Genomic DNA, 21,763 nt, shown 5'->3' on the forward strand with positions numbered 1-21,763 from the left:
AGTCTCCGTCCGTCAGCGCCTGACCCGGCCGGCGGCGACCACGATCGATTTTCAGGACGGTGTCCGCCCGTGGTTCCATACCTCCCGGGGCGTCGTCCTCGCATCCGATTTCTCCAGGCCCTGCGCGTGCGGGCGTGTGTTGCCGGAAAGTAGCCACATCTGTTCATCGCCGCATTAGATGATCGATTCTGAAGAGAAACCGCCGCGACCGGCGACCGGGATAGCGACCTGCGTGATACTCATTCGTAACCTCCATCGATGGCCGCAGCGATTGATGACGTCGCCCGGTGCACACCCCTGCGGGCTCTGTGTAATCCCGATCCGCGACATCGTCATCGATGTCCGGCGGTGGGCGAGCCGGCGACTGGATGTCGTCCGAACCTGGTCACGGCGACCGCGCCAGTGGTCCGATGGGCCCACGATCACCGCTGTGGTCCGGCACCGCGCAATGATCCCAACCGAGCCGGCTAGTATTCCGCGCACGTTGGCAATCCCGTGTCGGCTAATCGGATGCGGCCGCCGTGGGACCGGGGGACACCAGTTCCGCGACAGCCTGTTGGGGGTTGGTTCGTTTTTCGCATACTCAGGGCGGATGCGGCTTCCCGGATGTCTGCCGTCCCGACGGCACTGACCAGGAGGTCTGGATGGTGCGGGCGGTCCTGTCGTCCGAAACAAGTCGATCATGCTGGTTCGGTGGGTGAGTTCCATGGCCTCGATGCGCCGCCGCGACGATCGTGCGGCAGCGGACGCGCTGCCGGCCACGGGTCTGCCGGCTGCCCGCCTGCCCTTGAGGTGCCCGCCCACGCGGACCAGCGATTACCCGCCCATCCGGACCAGCGATTGCCCGCCCATGCGGACCAGCACAGCTCCCTCAGCCTCTGCCCCCTCAGCGCCCTGCCTCAGGCGGGGACCGGTCGGGAGGACCAGCCGATGACCACTGCACCCAGCGCGTCACCCGTGGCCTCGCCGGCCAATCCCGCCGACCGCGATCCGCTCGACGCCCGCGAGCTGGTCGTGGTGATCACGCCGTTCGCCGAACCGTCCGCGTCCCTGGTCGCCGCGGTGCAGCGGGCCGGAGGGCTCGGGGTGCTGGATCTCGGGCTGCTGGCCGGACCGGCGCGTGATGCGCTGCGGGACGCCGCGCGGTGGGCGCCGGGCCGGTTCGGGGTGCGGGCTGCCCCCGGCTGCCCCCTCGATCCCGACGAGCTGCCCGCGAGCGTCGGGACCGTCGTACTCGTCGCCCGATCCGGTCCGGATCCCCGATCCGGCCCCGTCGCGTGGGCGGATGCCGGGCCGGGCCCGGGGAGCCGCTGGGACATCGGCGCGCTGACGAGCCGGTGGCGGACGAGCGGGCCGCGTGGAGAGGCGCGGCGCCGGGTCTGGGCGGAGGTCACCTCGGTTGCGCAGGCGCGCGACGCGGTGGCGGCGGGGGTCGAGGGACTGATCGCGCGAGGCAACGAGTCCGGGGGGCCTGTGGGCGACCTCACCACCTTCACCCTCCTGCAACATCTGCTCGCGCAGGCGTTCGTCACCACCGAGGGCGCGCCGCTGCCCGTGTTTGCCGCTGGCGGGATCGGTCCGGCCACCGCGGCGGCCGCGGTGGCCGGCGGCGCGGCCGGTGTGGTCCTGGACTCCCAGCTCGCCCTGGTGCGTGAGATGGAGCTGCCGGCACAGGTCGCGGCGGCGATCCGCGCGATGGACGGCAGCGAGACCACCCTCCTCGCCGGCTNCCGGGTGTACNCCCGCCCCGATCTGCCCGTCGCCGCCATGACGGGCGCCGCCATGGCCGGCGCTGCCACGGCGATCCCGTTCCGGCTGGGTGCGCGTGATCTGCGTAACCAGTTTCTCCCGGTCGGCCAGGACGGAGCGTTCGCCGCCGATCTCGCCGACCGCCACGTGACCGCGGGCGGTGTCGTACGGGCCGTGCGTCAGGGCATCCGCGAGGGCATCGCTGCCGCCGCCCGTACCCGTCCCCTCGCCCCCGGTGCGCCCTTCGCCGCTGCCCGCGGCCTGCGCCACCCGGTCGCGCAGGGACCGATGACGCGGGTCAGCGACCGGGCGGCGTTCGCTCATGCCGTCGCCGACGAGGGCGGGCTGCCTTTCCTCGCCCTGGCGCTGATGAGCGGCGAGGACAGCCGCGCCCTGCTGGAGGAGACCGCGGACCTGCTCGGGGACGCGCCCTGGGGGGTCGGGGTCCTCGGGTTCGCCCCGGCGCCGCTGCGGGCCGCCCAACTCGCCGCCGTGCATGACGTGCGTCCTGCCTGCGCGATCGTCGCCGGAGGTCGCCCGGCACAGGCGGCCCCGCTGGAGGCCGCCGGCATCGACACGTTCCTGCATGTCCCGTCCCCGGGGCTGCTGAACCGTTTCCTGGCCGACGGCGCGCGCAAGTTCGTCTTCGAGGGGCGTGAATGCGGCGGGCACGTCGGGCCGCGGGCGAGCTTCCCGCTGTGGGAGGCGCAGATCGCCGGCCTGCTGGAGTTCGGCACGACCGATCAGGCCGGTCCGGACTTCTTCGCGGGCCTGCATCTGCTGTTCGCCGGGGGCGTGCATGACGCCCGTTCCGCTGCGATGGTCGCCGCGGCGGCCGGGCCGCTCGCCGAGCGGGGCGCGAGCGTCGGCGTGCTGATGGGCACCGCGTACCTGTTCACCGCCGAGGCCGTCGCGTCCGGGGCGATCCTGCCGGGTTTCCAGCAGGCCGCTCTCGACTGCGAGCGCACCGTGCTGCTCGAGACCTCTCCCGGTCATGCCACCCGGTGCGTGGAGTCCGCGTACGTCCACACCTTTCTGGGCCGTCGCCGTGAGCTGATCGCCGCCGGCAACTCCCGCCAGCAGATGTGGGAGGAGCTCGAGGCGCTCAACCTCGGCCGGCTGCGGGTCGCGAGCAAGGGCCTGCGCCGTGAGGGCAGCGAGGTCGTCACGGTCGATCCCGCGACCCAGGCCCGGGACGGCATGTACATGATCGGACAGGTCGCCGCCCTGCGTTCGCGGCGGACGAGCATCGCCGAGCTGCATGACGAGGTCACCGCGCAGGCCACGGCCGGGCTCGCCGCCCGCTCCGCCGAGCTGCGCTCCGCCGAGCCGCGGCCCGCCGACAGGAGCGCGGCGCCCGGCCGCCCGGCCGCCCGGCCGCTCGACATCGCGATCGTCGGGATGTCCGCGATCTTCCCGGACGCCCCGGACCTGGCCAGCTTCTGGGCGAACATCGTCGCCGGCAACGACGCCATCCGCGAGGTCCCGGCCGATCGCTGGGATGCCGAGGTCTACTACCACCCGGACGCGGTGCTCAGGGACGCTGGCCGCAGGACGCCGTCGAGATGGGGCGGTTTCCTCCCGCAGGTGCCGTTCGACGCGCTGGCCTACGGTATCCCGCCGAAGTCGCTGCGCAGTATCGAGACCAGCCAGCTCCTCGCGCTGGAGGTCGCCGCCCGCGCGCTGCGCGGCGCCGGGTACGACGCGGGCCAGAAGGACGTGGGCCAGAAGACCGCCGGCGAGAGTCGGGCGTTCGACCGCTCCCGCACGTCGGTGGTCTTCGGCACGGAGGCCGGGACGGATCTCTCCGGTGCCTACAGCTTCCGCTCCCTGTGGCCGGCGCTGCTCGGGGACCTGCCGGCCGAGCTGGAGGAGTTCCTGCCGGAGCTGGACGAGGACTCGTTTCCGGGCATGCTCGCGAACGTCATCGCTGGCCGGGTCGCCAACCGGCTGGACCTCGGCGGGGTGAACTTCACCGTGGACGCGGCCTGCGCGTCGTCGCTCGCCGCCCTCGACGCCGCCTGCAAGGAGCTCGTCGCGGGCACCTCGGACATGGTGCTGTGCGGCGGCGTGGACACCCACGCGGGCGCCCACGACTTTCTGCTGTTCTCCTCCGTCCATGCGCTGTCTCCGGGCGGTCGGTGCCGCAGCTTCGACGCGGGCGCCGACGGCACCAGCCTCGGTGAGGGGGNGGCCGTCGTCGTGCTCAAGCGGCTCGCGGACGCCGAACGGGACGGCGACCGGATCCACGCCGTCATCCGGGCCGTCGCCGGTTCCTCCGACGGGCGGGCCCTGGGGCTGACCGCGCCGCGCAAGGCCGGCCAGGTGCTCTCCCTGGAACGGGCCTACGGGCGGGCGGGGATCTCGCCCAGCGAGATCGGTCTGCTGGAGGCGCACGCGACCGGAACGGTCGTGGGGGACCGCACCGAGCTCGCCACCCTCACCGAGGTCTTCACCAACCACGGTGCGACGCCGGGCCAGTGCGCGGTGGGTTCGGTGAAGTCGCAGATCGGGCACACGAAGTGTGCGGCGGGCCTGGCCGGTCTGATCAAAATGGCCAAGGCCGTCGAGACCGGGGTACGGCCGCCGACCCTGCACATCGACACGCCGAACGCCTATTGGGACGCCGAGAGCAGCCCGTTCTACTTTGACGACGTCGCCAAGCCGTGGGTTGCCCCGGCCGAGCGGCGCCACGCCGGCGTGTCGGCCTTCGGATTCGGCGGCACCAACTTCCACGTCGTGCTGTCCGCCTATGACGGCGGGCCCGAGCCCGCCCACGGCCTCGACAGCTGGCCCGCGGAGTTGTTCGTCGTCCGCGGCACCGACCGGGCGGCGGCCACCCGGGCGCTGGACCGGCTGGCCGAGCTGATCGTCGCGAACGACGCGGCCGGACGGCCGTTCCGCCTGCGTGACCTCGCCTCCACCGTCTGCGCGGAACGCGGCGGCCCGGTCCAGCTCGCGTTCGTCGCCGACGACCTCGACGCGCTGCCCACCGCCATCGACCAGGCGCGCACGTTCACGTCGAACCCTCGGGCGGGTCTGTTCGTCCGGGACCAGGACGCGGATCCGGGTGCCACCGCGTTCCTCTTCCCCGGTCAGGGCAGTCAGCGGCCCGGCATGCTCGCCGACCTGTTCATCGCCTTCCCACGGCTGCGGTCCGTGCTGGACCTCGCCCCCCGGTGGGCGGACACGATGTTCCCGCCGGCGGCCTTCTCCCGGGAGCAGAAGGCCGCCCAGGCGGCCGCGATCACCGACACCCGTGCGGCCCAGCCGACGCTGGGGCTCGCCGGGCTTGCCGTCCACGACCNGCTGACCAGCCTCGGGGTGCGCCCGGACCACGTCGCCGGGCACTCCTACGGCGAACTGGTCGCGCTGTGCGCCGCCGGGGCGCTGGACCGGCGGGACCTCATCGGCCTGAGCGAGGCCCGTGCCGCGGCGATCCTGGCAGCCGCTGGCGACGACCCGGGCACGATGGCGGCGGTCTCCGCGTCGGTCGAGCAGGTCCGCGCCGCGCTCGACGGGGCCGTTACGGGTGGGGAGGCCGGACCGGGCCGGGTCGTCGTGGCCAACCACAACGCCCCGCGGCAGAGCGTGATCTCCGGGCCGACGGACGCCGTTGCCGCCGCCGTGGCGGCTCTCGGCCGGGCCGGCATCAGCGCCAAGCCGATCCCGGTCGCGTGCGCCTTCCACAGCCCGGTGGTGACGGAAGCGGCGACGGCGCTGGCCGCCCGGCTCGATGAGGTCGAGGTCGAGGCGCCGACCCTGCCGGTCTGGTCCAACACGACCGCCGGGCCCTACCCCGGCAGCCCGGACGAGGTGCGGGCGACGCTCGCCGGTCAGGTGGCGGCGCCGGTCAGGTTCGTCGAGCAGATCGAGGCGATGTACGCCGCGGGGGTGCGGACCTTCGTCGAGGCCGGGCCCGGCCGCGTCTTGGCGCAACTCGTCGGCAGAATTCTGGCCGGTCGACCGCACCGGGTGGTGGCCACCGACGTCGCCGGCGAGCCGGGGCTGCGCCGGTTGCTGCTGGCCCTCGCCGAGCTCGCCGCCGTCGGTGTCGAGCTCGACCCCTCCGCGCTGTTCACCGGCCGCGACGCCCGGGTGGTCAGCGCGACGGACCTGCCGCGCCGTCCCGGCTGGCTCATCGACGGGGCCTATGTGCGCACGCCCGACGGCCGGTTCCTTCCTGGTGGGCTGCGGCCGCCGACCCGGCTGACGGTGCGGACGACGTCACCCGGGGTCGCCTCCGTGCCCGGGGCCGCATCCGTGCCCGAGATCGTCGGCGTGCGCGGGTTCGTCGAGGACACCGTGGCGCCGGCTCCCCCGTTCGACCGCGCCGGCGTGACCGACCACAGCGAGACGACCGACGACCCTGCGGCGGGGCCCGCCGGACTGGCCGAACTTGGAGGNGACGGACCGGNGGACGCCGTGGTGCTGGAGTTTCTGCGGACCACCCGGGAACTGGTCGCGGCGCAACGTGACGTCGTACTGGGCTACCTGGGCATCGACCCGACCGGCCTGGCCCGGCCCGGCCAGCTCCCCGAGGGGCGGCCGGCGGACCTTGTGCGGCCGCGGCCGGGGGTCGTGTCCGACGACGTGCCGGGCTTCGTGCCGCCGCGGCCGGGGGTCGTGTCTGACGACGTGCCGGGCTTCGTGCCGCCGCGGCCGGGGGTCGCGTCTGACGACGCGCCGGACATGGCTGCCGCGAGTCGGGTGGTGCTGGACCGGGCCGCGGTGTCGGCCGCGGTGGTGGGGGTGATCGGGGAACAGANGGGTTATCCGGTGGAGATGCTGGAGCCCGATCTGGATCTTGAGGCCGACCTGTCGATCGACTCGATCAAGCGGACGGAGATTCTGGGGGAGCTGGCGCAGCGGCTGGGTCTGGTGGATGCCGGGTCGGGGGAGCTGGGCGAGGAGGNCGTCGAGGAGCTGGCGGCGATCAAGACTGTCCGCGGCATCGTCGACTGGATCGTCGCGTCGGTGGATCCGGATGCCGCCGGCGCGACCGAACCGGCCGAGCCCACCGGGCCCGGTCGGTCCGCCGGAGTCGCGAAGTCCGGGGGGGCCGGCTCGACAGCCGCGATCCCGCTACGGCGGTTCGTTGTCGAACCGGAGATCGTCCCCGTGCCCTCGACCCCGGAGCCGGTCGGACGTGCCGGGTCGCTGGCCGGGGCCCGCTTCCTTCTCGTCGAGGGTGGTCTCGGGGTCGGACTCGAGCTCGCCACGTTGCTGGAGCAGGCGGGTGCCGAGGCCCGCATCCTCGCTGCCGACGACCGGGGCCTGGTCGGTCAGGTTCGAGCCGGCGCCGGCGCGGACGGCCTGGTGTGGATCGCCTCGATCGATCCCGGTGCCGGCGACCACGCCGTTCTTCCTGCCGCGTTCGCGGCACTGCGGGCCGCGGCCCTCGGCGGCAGCCGGCGGNTGCTCGTCGCGACCGGGCACGGCGGGCGCTTCGGTCGCCCGTCGCCCCACGGCACCGGAGCGCTCGCCCCGGGCGACGCCGGGGACGAGGGGATCCAGCTGACCCCGGGGATGGGCCTCGCCGGCCTGGTGCGCACGATCGCCTGGGAGGTTCCCGACATCGCGGTCCGCCTCGTCGACGTCGAACCGAAGGACGAACCGCGTCGGATCGCCGAGAGCCTGCTCGTCGAGCTGCTCACCCCCGGCGGGCCGTCCGTGGTGGGTTACCGTGACGGGGTCCGCGCGACCCCGCGGATCCGGCCGGTGGAGCTGGGCGTCGCGGGCGACGTCGGCGACGTGGGTGCGGCGGGCTATGCGGGCGAACTGCCCGCCGAGCTCGGTCCCTCCTCGGTGGTGCTGCTCACCGGTGGCGCGCGGGGTATCACGGCGGCCGTCGCCGTGGAGCTCGCCCGGCGCAGCGGCTGCGCCATCGAGCTGATCGGGCGTACCCCACCGCCCACCGGACCGGAGGATCCGGTGACGGCGGATGCGCTCGACGCCCCGGCGCTGCGCCGCGCGCTTGTCGCCACCGGCGTCCGCCGGCCGGCCGAGATCGAGTCCCAGGTGGCCCGGTTGCTCGCCGAGCGGGAGGTGCGCACCACGCTGGAGGTCCTTGGTCGGCTGGCCTCGTCGGTGCGTTACCACGCGATGGACGTGCGTGACGGTGCCGCCGTTGCCTCGGTCGTGGCCGACGTCTACGCCCGCCACGGTCGCCTCGACGGCGTGGTGCACGGTGCGGGCATCCTGGCGGACCGACTCCTGCGGGACAAGACGCCCGAGTCGTTCGACCAGGTGTACCGAACGAAGATCGACGGTGCCCGGGCGCTGCTGGCGGCGCTGCGGGACGACGTCGGCTTCGTCGTCCTGTTCGGGAGTGTCGCGGGCGTCTTCGGCAACCGCGGCCAGGTCGACTACGCCGCCGCGAACGACGCCCTGGACACGCTCGCCGGTGCCTGTGCGGGCCGCTTCGCCGGCCGGGTGGTCAGCGTCGACTGGGGTCCCTGGGGATCCGCGCGGGACTTCGTGGCACGGGCCGGCGGACCGGCCCCCGCGGTGACCGGGGGCGCGGTGGCCGGTGCGGCCGGTGTGACCGGCGGTGGGATGGTCTCCCCGGAGCTTGCCCGGGAGTACGCGCGCCGTGGCATCGGCCTGATCGATCCCGCCGACGGGGTGGCCGCCCTGCTGCGGGAGCTGGCCGCTCCGGCGGGCACGCCCGCGCAGGTCGTCTACATGTGCGCCTCGGTGGAGTCGTTCGATGCCTGAGCCCGGTGCCGGGCCGGGGGGGCGGTCGGCGTCGGGATCCCGGTCCGCGTCCGGGGGCGGCGCCCCACCCATCGCCCTGGTCGGGATGGCGGCGCTGTTCCCCGGCGCCGGCGACCTCGGCACCTTCTGGGGCAACATCGTCGGGGGTGTCGACGCGATCCGGGAGGTGTCGCCGGAGCGTTTCGACGTTGACGACTACTTCCGCCCCGACCTGTTTCGCCCCGACCTGCCCCGCGGTGACCGTCCCGGCGCCGGACCGGGCGGTGTGGGCAGACCCGGCGGTGTGGGCAGCCCCGGCGGTGCCAGCGACGCCTTCTACTGCCGGCGTGGCGGTTTCGTCGAGGAGTTCGCGTCGTTCGATCCGGCCGCGTTCGGCATCATGCCGCTGGCCGTCGACTGGGCCGAACCCGACCAGCTGCTGTCCCTGCGGCTCGCCGCCGAGGCGATCACGGACGCCGGCGGTCCCGAGCGGTTGGGGGACGCCGAGCGTGTCGGGGTGGTGCTCGGCCGCGGCGGCTACGTCGGTCCCGGGGTCGCCAAGCTCGAACAGCGGGTGCGCACCTCCCGCCAGATTGTCACGACGCTGCGCGAGATCCTGCCCGACCTGCCGGCCGAGGCCGTCGAACGGGTCCGGGAGGCGTTCGTCGCCCAGCTCGGACCGCAGCGCCCCGAGGCGTCCATCGGGCTGGTGCCGAACCTCGCCGCCTCCCGCATCGCCAACCGGCTCGACCTGCGCGGACCCGCCTACACCGTGGACGGGGCCTGCGCGTCATCGCTCATCGCCGTCGACATGGCGATGCGTGACCTCGGGTCCGGCCGGACCGACGCGATGATCGTCGGTGGCGCCCACATCGTGCACGAGGCGTCGTTCTGGAGCGTCTTCACCCTGCTGCGGGCGTTGTCCCCGAGTGAGATCATCCGTCCCTTCGACCGGCGGGCCGACGGCATTCTCATCGGCGAGGGCGTCGGCATGGTCGTCCTCAAGCGGCTTGCCGACGCCGAGCGCGACGGCGATCGGATCTACGCGGTGCTGCGGGGATCGGGCACGTCCAGTGACGGCCGGTCCGCCTCGCTGATGGCCCCGGCCGTCGAAGGCCAGACGCTCGCCGTCCGCCGGGCCTGGGCGGATGCCGGGCTCGACCCGACGGCGCCGGGTGCGATCGGCCTCGTCGAGGCGCACGGCACGGCCACCCCCACCGGCGACGCTGTGGAGCTCGCCACCCTCAGCCGGATCTTTGGCACCGCGTCGGGCGGACCGGCCGGGCCGGGTCGGGCGGACATCGGGATCGGTTCCGTCAAGTCCATGATCGGTCACGCGATGCCGGCCGCGGGCGCGGCCGCTCTGATCAAGACCGCGCTGGCGCTGCACCACCGGGTCCTGCCGCCCACGCTGCACTGCGACGAGCCGCATCCGGCGTTCGTGGGCAGCCGGTTCGCGCCGGTGCGCGCCGTCGTCGAGTGGGACGCCCCGGCCGGCGGCGGTCCCCGCCGAGCGGGGGTCAACGCCTTCGGGTTCGGCGGCATCAACGCCCATCTGGTGCTGGAGGAGGCGCCGGCACCCGCGGCGGTGACGGCGGCCCGTACGTTCGCCGCCCCGGCGGTGACCACGGTGGACCGGGCAGCCGACCCGGACGTCGGTCCGGACGTCGAACCGGTGCTGCTGTTCGCCGGGGCCGACGCGGCTGACCTGCTGGCCCAGCTCGACGTCCCGGACGCGGAACTGCTCGCCCGCGACGACGCCGCGACCCCGCCGACCGGTGGGCCGTGGCGGCTGGCCCTGGTCGCGCCGACCGCCCGTCGGCTGGCGCTCGCCCGCACCGTCGTCGAGCGCGGCACCCCCTGGCGGGGACGCAACGACCTGTGGTTCACCCCGGCAGGGATGTTCGCCCCCGCGCGGGCGGGTGGGGACTCCCCGGCGCAGACCGCTTTCCTGTTCTGCGGCTTGGAGGACAAGTTCACCCCGCGGATCGACGATGTCTGCGAACACTTCGGGCTGACGAAGCCGACCCTCGACGACACCGGGATGCTCGGCCGGCATGGCGTCGCGAGCGTTGAGGTCGGCCGGATCCTCGATGTGGCGCTGCGGCGGCTCGGGATCATCCCGGACCTCGTCGGCGGCCACAGCATCGGCGAGTGGAACGCGATGATCTCCTGCGGGCTGATCACCGACGAGTACACCGACGACTTCCTCGCCGGCTTCGACCCGACAGCCCTGGAGGTGCCGGGGGTCGTCTTCGGCGCGCTCGGCTGCGGCGCGCAGCGCGCGACGGAGGTCATCGCCGGGCTCGACGAGGTCGTCGTCTCCCACGACAACTGCCCGCATCAGTCGATCATCTGTGGGCGGGAGGACAGCGTGCGTACCACGCTGGACCGGCTGCGCCGCGACGGCGTGCTGGGCCAGATCCTGCCGTTCCGGTCAGGGTTCCACTCCCCGTTCCTCGAACCGTACCTGGACCCGATGCGGGCGCGGCTCGCCCGCACCACGTTCGTCGAGGCGAGCGTGCCGATCTGGTCGGCGACCACGGTGGCGCCCTACCCGAGCGACCACGACGCCATCCGCGCGCTCGCTCTTCGACACCTGGTCGAACCGGTACGCTTCCGCCAGCTCGTCGAGCGGCTGCGCGAGCGCGGGGTGCGTGCCTTCATCCAGGTCGGAGTGGGCAGCGTCGCGGGATTCGTCGACGACACCCTGCCCGGCAACGACCATCTCTCGTTGGTCACGAATACCGTGAAGCGTCCCGGGCTGGACCAGCTGCGGCGGGTCGCGGCGGCGATGTGGGCGGAAGGCGCCGCGCCCCGGATGGACCTGCTGCCCTGCCGGTCGCGACCCGCGCCGGCGGTGCCGCCGCTCCCCCGGGCGGCCAACGGACCGCACCGCGTCGGCGCCCCGGTGCGGTTGAGCCTCGGCACCCCCCTGATCCGCCTCGGCGGCGGGGCCGGCGACCTGCTCAACCCGGGCAGTGCCGATCGGACCCACCGGAACCCGCCGGCCTGGGCCGAAGGTGACGTGCCGACGCATCCGGTGATTGCCGAGCTGCGGGCCGCGCTCGCCGAGGCGGACGCGGTGATGTCCACCGTGGTCGACCGCTGGTCGCATGGGGCGACGCCGGCTCGGGTCCCCCCGCCCGGATCGGGGGGCAGGGCGATCCCGGGCGATGCGATCCCGGGCGGCGTGCGGTCGGGCGGCGTGCGGTCGGGCGGCGTGCGGTCGGGCGGCGTGCGCGGTGGTGCTCGGTTCCGCGCCGACGATGCTCCCCGGGGCGGTGGCACGTCCGGCGGTGCCGGCGGAAACGGCGACGCGGGTTCGACGGGCGTCCCTCCTCGCCGCGGCGCGAGCGCGGCCGACGGCGGGGCGGCCGGTCGGGGCACGGGCGCCGATCGGACGTCCGCGGTGGGCTGGGTACCCGTGCCCCGTGACAGTCCCGAACCCGGGCCGCGGATGTTCCGGCGACGGCTGTCGCTGGCGTCGATGCCGCACATCGTCGACCACTGCTTCTACCGTCAGCCGCCGGGCTGGGCGGACATATCCGATCTGTTCCCGGTCGTGCCGATGACCGAGGTCCTCGAGCTCATGATCGGCGAGGCCGCCGCGCTGCTGCCGGGCCGGGTGCCGGTCGGTGTCCGAGACGTCCGGGCGTTGCGCTGGCTCGCGATCGAGCCGGCGGTGGAGGTGTCCATTGCGCTCGCCCCCGCGGGGCCGGACGCGGTGCGGGTGACCGTGGACGGCTACGCCCGCGGCACGGTGCTGTTCGCGGCGGNCCNCCTGCCGCCGCCCGAGTCAACCGCGATCACCGCCGATCTGTCCGTGGGCCGGACGGGCCCGACGCTGCCCGTCGAGCGGCCCCCGCGGCATCGTGGCAGGGATCTCTACGGGGCCCGGTTCCTCTTCCACGGNCCCGGCTACCAGGGCATCCATCGGATCGAGGCGATCGCCCCGACCGGTATCCGGGGGCGTCTGCGGGTGCCGTCGGCGTCCGGCGCCCTGCTCGACAACGTGGGCCAGCTCTTCGGCTACTGGGCGATGGAGCATCTGTCCGACGACTCCCTCCTGCTCCCGCAGTCCCTGGCCGACGTGCAGTTCCACGGCCCGGCACCGGTGGAGGGCGACCTGGTGGACTGCGTCGTACGGATCCGGCAGGTGGCCGAGCGCACGGTGACCGCGGACATGGAGGTGCGGCGGGCCGACGGACGTGTCTGGGCGGTCATCACCGGGTGGACCGACCGCCGGTTCGCCAACGACGACGTGCTCTGGGCGATGGTGCGTGCACCGGAGTTGAACACGGTGGCCCAGCCCTCCGGTGAGGGCTGGGTGGTCGCCGTGGACCGCTGGCCCGACGCGGCCTCGCGGGAACTGATCGTGCGCCACTACGCCGATGCCGCCGAGCGTGCCCGGCTCGCCGCGCTCAACCCCAGGGCGGCACGCGGCCGGCTGTTGGGACGGATCGCCGCCCAGGACGCAGTCCGGCGATGGCTGTGGGAACGGGGAGCGGGGCCCGTCTGGGGGATCGAGGTCGGGATCCGTAACGACGACGTGGGTGCCCCGGTCATCACCTCCCTGCCGGCGCGGCCGGGTGTCCCAGCGTTCGACCCCCCGGGGGTGTCGCTCGCCCACAAGCCGGAGCTCGCCGTGGCCTTGGTCGCCGCGGACGGGGAGGTTGGCATCGATCTTGAGCGGATCGTGTCCCGCGCCGCCGGGGTCGAGAAGGCGGCCCTGGCGCCCACCGAACTGCGCCTGCTCGATCGGGTCGCCGGCACCGATCCTCACCGGCGGGCCGTGTGGTTCACCCGGCTGTGGGCGGCGAAGGAGGCGGCGGCGAAGGCCGACGGAACGGGCCTCGCTGGCCGTCCACGTCGGTTCGTCGTGGACGGCCCCCATCCCTTCCCGGGGAAGGCCCATTCCCCGGGAAGGGATGGGCTCGCGTCCTCCCCGGTGGGGGGCACCCCGCCCGACCTGGTCCGGGTCACCGTCTACGGGGATGGTCCCGACGGGTCGGTGCCGGAGCGGACCCGGTGGGTGGCGTTGCGTACGGTGGACGCCGCCGGCCGGATTCAGCCGGAACCGACCGGCCCGGCGCCCCGCGAGGGCGGGGTATCGCCGTCGCGGCGTCAGGACGCTGTGGGCGATGACGTCTCCACCGGAAGAGTCGATATCGCTACCGTCAGTTATGTAGTCGCCTGGACCTCCCCCGAGGTCGAGGCGCATGGTCTCCAGAGCCAGAAGGAGTGTTGATGATGTCTGCGCAGAGCACGACGAGGCAGGGTCCTCCCGGCCCGGATCCGGACGACCGCACCGACGCCGTCACGCGGGCCGAGGCCGAGGCCCGGATCCTCGGCGAGGTCACGGAGCTCCTGCGGGAGGTGATCGGGGAGGAGTACGTCGTGGACATGGAGATCACGATGGCCACCTCGTTCAATCAGGATCTCGAGCTGGAGAGCATCGAGTTCGTGGCGCTGGCCGACCGGCTGCGTGGGCGCTACGGCGAGGCGGTGGACTTCGTCGGCCTCCTTGCCGACATGGACGTCGACCAGGTGATCAACATGCGGGTCGGCGAGGTCGTCCACTTCATCGTCGACAGCCTCCCGACGCTGGCGCCGGCGGGATCGGCCTGAAGGCCCGTGGCTGAGATCATCGCGAACGGGATCCGGCTGCACGTGCAGCGACTGGCGCCCAGGGGCGGAGCGTCCACGGACTCGCCGGTCGTCGTGATGGTGCACGGCATGGTGATGGACAACATCTCCAGCTTCTACTTCACGCTGGGCAACTGCCTCGCCGATGCCGGCTGCGACGTCATCTGCTACGACCTGCGCGGCCATGGGCGCAGCGAGCGGACCCGCGGCGGCTACGAGCTGGCGGACTCGATGGCCGATCTGCTCGGGCTGCTCGACGAGCTCGGGGTGGATCGCCCGGTGCACCTGGTGGGTAACAGTTACGGCGCCACGATGGCGCTGGCTTTCGGGCTGGAGTTCACCTCCCGGGTGGCGAGCCTGACGCTGATCGAGCCGCCGTTCCTGATCGAGGGTCTTGGCGAGGAGATGGCCCGATCGCTGACCCAGATCCTCGTCGCGATGACCGACGAGGAGGTCCAGGAGTGGTTGGACAACGGCGCCGGACGCGTGGCCAGCCGCGCCACCCGGGCCGCGCAGCGGCTGCTGCAGGAGACGACGATCGCCACCGACATGCTGGCGACTCCGCCGTTCTCCACCGAGGCGCTGGCCGCGCTGAACGTCCCGGTGCTCGCGGTGTACGGGGAGAACTCCGACATCATCGGGCAGGCTGCGGGCCTGGCCGCGCTGGTGCCCGAGTGCACCCTGATCGTCCTGGAGCACCACACGCACATGGTGCTGCGGGAGGCCGCGCACTACCTGCGGGACCTGCTGCGGTGGTGGTTGTTCCGCCGCCAGACGCCGCCGCCGCCCTACGTGCGCGCGAACGGCCGGCGCTTCGCCACCCCGGACTGGGTGACGCAGCGGGTGCCGCCGCCCGATCTCAACGCCGAGCGCCGGCCGGCCCCGATCTCGGCCGACGCGGCAGTTGCGGCCGGCGAGGGGCGTGAGGGGCGAGGGGCGTGAGAAGAGTCTGATGAGCCGCGTGCTGTTCGTGGTGCCGCCCCTGACCGGGCATGTCAACCCGGCGGTCGGGGTCGCCGCCGAGCTGGCCGCCCGTGGTCACGAGGTGGCGCTCGCCGGGTACGCGGGCGTCATCGGATCGTTGATCCCGCCGGAGCTGGCCCTGCTGGCGTTACCCGAGGCGGGCCTGGGCGAGAAGTGGTCCCGGATCCAGGACGCGTCTCGGGCGCTGCGGGGGCCGGCGTCGCTGAAGTTCCTGTGGGAGGACTTCCTGCTCCCGCTCGGCTCGATGATGGCCCCGGCGATCGACAGGATCATCGACGACTTCCAGCCCGACCTGCTCGTCATCGACCAGCAGGCGGTGGGCGCCGCGCTCGTCGCCCGTCGCCGGGGCCTGCGCTGGGCGACCCTCGCGGCGACCTCCGCCGAGTTCGACAATCCTTACGGGGTGCTCGCGGGCCTGGGGCAGTGGGTCGTCGACCGCCTGCGGGAGTTCCAGACCGGGCACGGAGTGCCGCCCGACGAGGCTGCCATCGGGGACCTGCGCTTCTCCGAGGTGTTGACCCTCGTCTTCTCCGTCCGGGAAATGCTGCACAATCCCGGGATCCCGGACTACGCGGTCTTCGTCGGCAGCGCGGTCGGGAAACGGGCCGGGGCGGGCGAGTTCCCCTGGGACTGGCTCGNCCCGGCCCGCCGGGCGGTGCTCGTCTCCCTCGGCACGGTGACCCGGGAGGCCGGCGGTCGGTTTCTGCGGGCGGCGGCCGAGGGGCTGCTCGGCCTGCCCGAGCGGGTACAGGCGATCGTCGTCGCCACACCCGGGCTCGTTGACGACCTCGCCGCCGCGGCGCCCGACGATCTGCTGGTCGCGCCGTTCGTGCCGCAGGTCGCGTTACTTCCGCGGTTGTCGGCGGTGGTGTGCCACGCCGGCAACAACACCGTCTGTGAGTCGCTGTCACACGGGGTTCCGCTGGTGGTCGCCCCGGTTCGCGACGATCAGCCGATCATCGGCGAGCAGGTCGTCCGTAACGGGGCCGGGGTGCGCGTCAAGTTCGGTCGGGCCGGACCCACCGCCGTGCGTTCCGCGGTGACGGCCGTGCTGGACGATCCGTCGTACCGGGCCGCCGCCGCCCGGATGCGGGCCGCCTTCGCCGCGGCCGGCGGGGTGGCCGCCGCCGCCGATCACCTTGAGAAGCTGGCGGTCTGATGCTCGGTCTGGCGGTCCGGTGATCGGTCTCGTGGTCTGATGCTCGAACGGTTCTGACGTCGTGCTGACATGGTTGCCGATCCTGGTGTGTGCCGGTCTGGCGATCAACGGTGTGCGGCTGCGCGGTCGGCTGCGTCGTCTCGACACCCTGCCGGCCTCCGGTCGCCCGGTGGACCCCGCGCATGAGTTCCTCGTCGCGACCGGGGTCCGCCTCTCCGACAGCGGCCGACGGGCGGCCAGTTACCACGCCAGCCGGGACCGGCTCGACGTGCTCGACCTCGTCCCGGCGGACCTGACGGCCGAACGGGCGCTCGACCTCGCCCGGATGGTCGACACCCGCACCTACCGGGCCGACCGCTGCGTGCCCGGCCGCGGCGCCTTCCAGGCGCTGCTGGTCCACTCCGAGATTCTCCAGCGGGCTGGGATCACCCGCCGGGACGGTTTCGACCCGGTGGAGCTCGTCGACATCACCGAGCGGCTGAAGACCTTCGCCTCCGGCTCGACGGATCTGGCGGTGCTGCCGGGGCTGCGTGCCGCCCGGGACGACGCGGCGATGCGTGTCCGCGTCCAGCAGCGGGCCTACCGGTTCACCCGGCAGAACCAGCTCTTCCCGTTCGTACCCCAGATCGCCACCGCGATCGGCTTCCATGTGAACCAGCCGTTCGGCCTCGCGGCCATGGCGCTGTTCTGGTTCCAGCCGTTCTTCGTCTGCGCCGGCCGGGTGCCGCTGTCCCCGCGCGATCTCATTCGTTCTCCCATCGTGCGCATCCTCGGCGGGGTGCTGTTCGTGGTCGACTCCGTGCGGGCCGGCCGGGCGCAGGCCGTGAAGGCGGCTGAGGCGAAGGCCGCCGGGCTTCCTCCGGACCCGGTCAAGCATGCGGCCAGGCAGGAGACCGCCGCCAGCCGCGCCTCCTACTCCCAGGACGTCCAGGCCGGCCTCGACCGGTTCCTGCGCCACGACCGGGCCGACTGCCCCTGGTGCGGATCGGTCGAGCTCGCCACCCGGGTGGAGTCGCCGGACCTGCTCCTGCGCAAGCCCGGTTCCTTCCGGCTGGACGGCTGCGAGCGCTGCGGGCATGTCTTCCTCAACCCGTCGTTGAGCCCGGCCGGGCGTGAGTTCTACGACCGGGACCGCTACGACGGCCTGCGCACCGATGTCGCCGAGCAGGTCCTGGCCGCGATCGCCCGCGAGCGGCGCGAGCAGGCTGCCGCCGTCCGACCGTTCGTGGTGCCACGGACCTGGCTGGACGTGGGGGCCCGGTACGGTCACTTCGCCAACGCGGCCCGAGAGGTGTGGCCGAGGACGGTGTTTGACGGGCTCGACACCTTTCCCGGCCTGGCCAAGGGCCTGGCGCGCGGCTGGATCGACCACGCCCACTACGGCCGTTTCTCCGACGTCGTCGACAGCCTCGCCGGCCGGTACGACGTCATCAGCATGTTCGACTACCTGGAACGCCGCGACGACCCGTCGGCGGAGCTCGACGCCGTCGCGAAGGCGTTGCCGCCTGGCGGGCACGTCGTCTGCGAGCTGGCCAACGCCGACTGCCGGCAGGCCCGCTGGCTCGGCCGGTTCTGGCCCGGCTGGGCGGTCCCCGAGCGCGCCCACTTCATCCCCGCGGAGAACCTGATCGCCGCGCTGGAGGACCGGGGGCTGCGGCCGGTCGCGGTGCGCTTCGCCGCGGCGCGCCGTCCCGGTGGGCTGACCGGCGCCCTGCTGCTCGCCGTGGCCATGATCGCGCCACGCCCCATGCCGTGGCTGCCCCAGCAGGCCGGCCCGGTCGGCGCGGCCGGCCGCGTCCTGGTGATGCTTGTGGCCAGCCCCCTACTGGGACTGGCCCGCCTCCTCGACCGCCTTGCCGGCCGGTACGCGCACGACGCCCGGTACGCCGGCACCTACCTGATGATCGCCCGCAAGGAGCTCTGACCTCGGCGGACCGGTTGACCGGAATGTGCGGCGCGGCACAGGGATACGGGACGCGACGAACGAATGTCCCGCGGAGCTCAGGAGGCCAGCGCCCGCGGAGCGCGCGGCACCGACGCCGACCAGCCGCGGTCACGCAGCGCCCCGCCTACGAGGGAAGCCACCTCGGCCGGGGCGTCCCGCGCCAGGCGTGCCGGCAGACGGATGAGGAGCTGGCCGGTCGGCTCGGCGACGACCGTCGGCCCAGGGACCGTCGCCTGGATCTCCACCCGCACGCGCCACGGCTCGTACCAGACGTCGAGGCGCGCCATCGGCTCGTCCGCGGGCCCGTTGACACTCGGGGNCCCTACCGGCAACCCCCACTGGGCCTCGATGCGACGGTACATGATCTCGGTGAGGCGCGGCGCGTCCCGGCCCAGGTCGTCCAACGTCTCGGTGATCAGCGTCCGGCGGCTGATCGGACCACGCCGGGCCAGCGCGATCCGCAGGCTCGCGACGGTGACGAAACGTTGACGGACAGCGTCAACGAGCAGGCCCTGCGCGTCCGCGCGGGTAGCCGCCCACTCGGCCATGTCGATGACGGACCGGGCGGGGGCCGTCCGCCGGGGCAGGCGGAGGGGATCGATCTCGGTGATGTCGAGCCGAGCGCTGTGCCGCAGAAGCACGCCCGGTGGCGCGGCGATCCGGCGTTCGGTGGGCAGGAGAACCGTCACCGGGCCGGTGCCGTAGCCGTCCAGACCCGCGAGCCCCGCCGCGCAGGCGCCCGCGAGCACCGCGTCCGGGCCGACGGCCTGCAGGGCCCCCCACAGCTCCTGCATCCTCGTCACGGGTGTGGCGGTTNTGATNAGCACGCCNCGGAAGGGTTGCTGCCAGCGACCGTCGTTCAACCGTCGGCGGATCTCGTCGCGGGTGATGCCGGCGTTGATCGCATCGCGTATCGTGATCACGCCGGCCTGCATGGTGGCGATCTCCTGCCAGGAGAGTCGGCCAGGGTTATGGGCCATGAGAAGACGATGACGGTTGTCTGTCTGTTGGGCCAGAACCTTTTTCGGGCTGTGGATAACTTTCGGCTGTCTCCTTCCTGACGGCCGCGTTCCGGACCGGGTCAGCCATGCCCCGGGTGGTGGTCCCCGACGCCGGGAACCCATCCCCGCGCCCCCGGGTGAGTGCTCTGGCCGCCGGGACCGCCGGGACCGCCGGGACTGCCGGGGCCGCTGGGACGCGCCTTGGGCGGGACGAGCCGGTAGACCTCCTCGTCGGCCGGCGGTTGCTGGCCGATGCCCGGAAACCCGACGGGCGGGGCAGGCTCGATCCGACGCTGTTCCTCCGCGCCGGTCCGCGCAGGGCCGGCCTGGTCCGTACCGGCCTGGATCACCTCGGCTCCGGCGGTTCCGACGTGGTGACCCGCCAGGGGCGTGGCGGCCGCGTCAGGTACGGACCAGCGGTCGGCCGCGGAGACCCCAGGCAGCAGGACGGTGCCCGGATTGCAGTCCCCCGGCACCACCCGTCCCGCCCCATCGACCGGGTTGACCAGCAGGAACGCGGTCGCCGGCAGGGTCTGGACGGTGGTCGGCTCCACGGTGAACTCGTATACCCGCTGGGAGGTCGTGCCGTCGGTTGTCGAGTCGCTCACCGACGAGTTTGTCGTGCGCTGCCAGGTCTGCGATCGCGACGCCGTCACCGACTCCTGCCATCCGGCGTTCTTCGACGTGTTCTGCAACCAGGGCAGCAGCCGGGTGCCGTCGTAGGTCCGGCCGGTTCCGCCGCTGGTGCCGGTCGTCTCCGAGGTGCCGTCCTGGTAACCGACGCTGTCGCTGTCGCCGGCCGTGAAACTGCGCCCCACCTGGGCCGTCACCTGAGACATGACGAAGCGGTAACCACGCCCGATGAATTCCGCCGCGGTCGCGGCGTCCTTACCGTTCCCCAATCGCATGATGATCGTCGAGCCTCCCTGGCTGCCCAGCACCCGTTCGGCGTCGTCGGCGAGCCGTTCGAAGAGCAGCACGAGCCGCACCCCGGCGAGCTCGGCGTGGCGGGTCAGCCCGGTCAGGACCGCTCGGCCGAGATGGTCCGCCCCGGCGACGACCAGCATGTCCCGGCCGGTCGGCCCGCCCCGCTGGCGGCAACGGAGCTGGTGGAGCACGGTCTGGACGAGGAGCCGGTCCGTGAGTTCCTTGCGGTGGGCGGACGAGTCCCGGCTCGACGTGGCGAGAACCCGCAGCCCGGGTACCGGCCACCAGGCCGTCAGTGGACGGGGCGCGCTGTCGACCCTGGCCGTCGGCATCCTGGCCGTCGGCATCCTGGCCGTCGACATATCGGCGGCGGCCGCCAACATATGGGCCTCGACCGTCGCGGCCGGTGCCGTCGCGGCCGGTGCCGTCGCGGCCGGTGCCGTCGCGGCCGGTGCCGTCGCGGCCGTGGCTGGTGGTGGCGGGCTGAGCGCCTCCAGCGAGGAACGCAGGTAGCGCAGCTCGTCGGCGATCCGGTCACCGCGGCCGAACGCGTCCATGTGCGCGGTGAGCTCCCCGGCCTCGGCCGTCGACAGCGACGTGGCCGCGCTGCCGTCGTCGAGACCTTCGAGGACGCGCAGGCCCTCGGCGAGACGGCGAATGCTGAGCCGTTCGTACAGAACGACGGCGACGGTGGTGACCAGGTCCGCGTGCAGGGCGCGTCGGTGCGGATCATCGCCGCTCTCCTGGGACATGCCGAACGCGTCGGCGACGAGCTCGCCGGCCTCCCGCGGCCCGAGGCCGTCGAGGAGCGCCACCTCGTCGAGCTGGCGGGGCAGGTCCCAGGACTCCACCGGCCAGCGCGCCTGGCCGGCGAGGCGTGCCAACCCCCCGCCCACCGCCCGCTCGCTGAGATCGACGAGCAGGATGCCGGTNCCGCCGGTGAGCACCGAGCAGCCCGCGGTGGCCAGCAGGCTCGCCCATCCGTCGCCGGTTCCGCCGAACACGTCGATCCTGGGGGTCGCCGCGGGGGCCGAGACGGGATAGAAGACGGCGGTGGCCTCTCGGCGTCGCAGCTCGGCCCGGTCGTGCGCGTCGACCTCGGTCTGCCAGGACGTCAACGCCTGCAGGTGGCGGGTGTATCCGTCGGCCCGGNCCGACGCGGCCCGGGATCGTGTCCGGCCCAGCCGGTAGTGCAGGATCAGCGGAGGCAGGCACGCGACCACGGCGAGCGCGAGTCCCGCCGGGACGAAGAAGAACCCCCCCTCGCCCGCGAGCAGCATGCCGAACACCACGAAGGCCATCGGCAGGACGAGCCTGGTCAGCAGGGCGCGGACGGCATGGTTTCGCCGGGCCGTGAGCGCGGTCAGATCGGGCGATTCGGGCTCCTGCCAGACCGGTTGACGGTCGGCGAGCGGGCTCGGGGCCGATGGACCGGTGTCGACGAACTCCCAGCCCCAACGCTCCCGTGGAACGAAGAGCCCCTGGATCAGCCGGGCCTCAGNCGTGGTTAGCGTGCCCACCCCCATCGCCGACCCTCCGCCGTCCCACTCGCCTGCTCCCGCGTCGCAGCCCACCGTGCCGCAGCCCCGACGGCCGCAGCCCACCGTGCCGCAGCGACTCCCCGTTCCCGATCATCGTGCACCTGGAAAC

The 21,763-nt window shown here is 73.5% G+C and carries 8 protein-coding genes; 6 read left to right on the forward strand and 2 right to left on the reverse strand.

Annotated features, from left to right (window positions below):
* Positions 1-930 precede the first annotated feature (930 nt).
* The 6 genes from ALLO2_RS08175 (at position 931) to ALLO2_RS08200 (ending at position 18,164) form a co-directional block, all read left to right on the forward strand.
* Positions 931-8,469 (forward strand): type I polyketide synthase, encoded by a 7,539-nt coding sequence (locus tag ALLO2_RS08175; RefSeq protein WP_035730934.1) that lies wholly within the window; start codon positions 931-933, stop codon positions 8,467-8,469.
* Positions 8,462-13,699 (forward strand): type I polyketide synthase, encoded by a 5,238-nt coding sequence (locus ALLO2_RS08180; RefSeq protein ID WP_051875006.1) that lies wholly within the window; start codon positions 8,462-8,464, stop codon positions 13,697-13,699. Before ALLO2_RS08175 ends, ALLO2_RS08180 begins: the two co-directional genes overlap by 8 nt.
* A 2-nt stretch (positions 13,700-13,701) precedes the next feature.
* Positions 13,702-14,079 (forward strand): acyl carrier protein, encoded by a 378-nt coding sequence (locus tag ALLO2_RS08185; protein ID WP_235186826.1) that lies wholly within the window; start codon positions 13,702-13,704, stop codon positions 14,077-14,079.
* A 6-nt stretch (positions 14,080-14,085) separates the two neighbouring features.
* Positions 14,086-15,039 (forward strand): alpha/beta fold hydrolase, encoded by a 954-nt coding sequence (locus ALLO2_RS08190; RefSeq protein ID WP_011435381.1) that lies wholly within the window; start codon positions 14,086-14,088, stop codon positions 15,037-15,039.
* A gap of 10 nt (positions 15,040-15,049) precedes the next feature.
* Positions 15,050-16,240: a glycosyltransferase gene (locus tag ALLO2_RS08195; RefSeq protein ID WP_035731016.1), complete on the forward strand. Its 1,191-nt coding sequence runs from the start codon at positions 15,050-15,052 to the stop codon at positions 16,238-16,240.
* Between the two features lie 61 nt (positions 16,241-16,301).
* A complete protein-coding gene (locus tag ALLO2_RS08200; RefSeq protein ID WP_011435383.1) occupies positions 16,302-18,164 on the forward strand; it encodes a class I SAM-dependent methyltransferase in 1,863 nt (620 codons plus the stop codon).
* 77 nt (positions 18,165-18,241) lie between these two features.
* Here the strand turns inward: ALLO2_RS08200 and ALLO2_RS08205 are convergent, their stop codons facing one another.
* Together ALLO2_RS08205 and ALLO2_RS25495 are read right to left on the reverse strand one after the other, a co-directional pair.
* Positions 18,242-19,165, reverse strand: coding sequence for a type IV toxin-antitoxin system AbiEi family antitoxin domain-containing protein (locus tag ALLO2_RS08205; protein WP_232234969.1), 924 nt, complete (start codon positions 19,163-19,165; stop codon positions 18,242-18,244).
* Between the two features lie 101 nt (positions 19,166-19,266).
* Entirely contained in the window at positions 19,267-21,639 is a 2,373-nt protein-coding gene (locus ALLO2_RS25495) for a hypothetical protein (RefSeq protein WP_035731018.1), read from the reverse strand.
* Positions 21,640-21,763: the final 124 nt, after the last annotated feature.

It is taken from the genome of Frankia sp. Allo2 (assembly GCF_000733325.1).
Lineage (GTDB): Bacteria > Actinomycetota > Actinomycetes > Frankiales > Frankiaceae > Frankia > Frankia casuarinae.

Coding starts and splice junctions, on each gene's coding strand:
- ALLO2_RS08185 (WP_235186826.1), top strand. CDS start 13,702: ATGTCTGCGCAGAGCACGACGAGGCAGGGTCCTCCCGGCCCGGATCCG.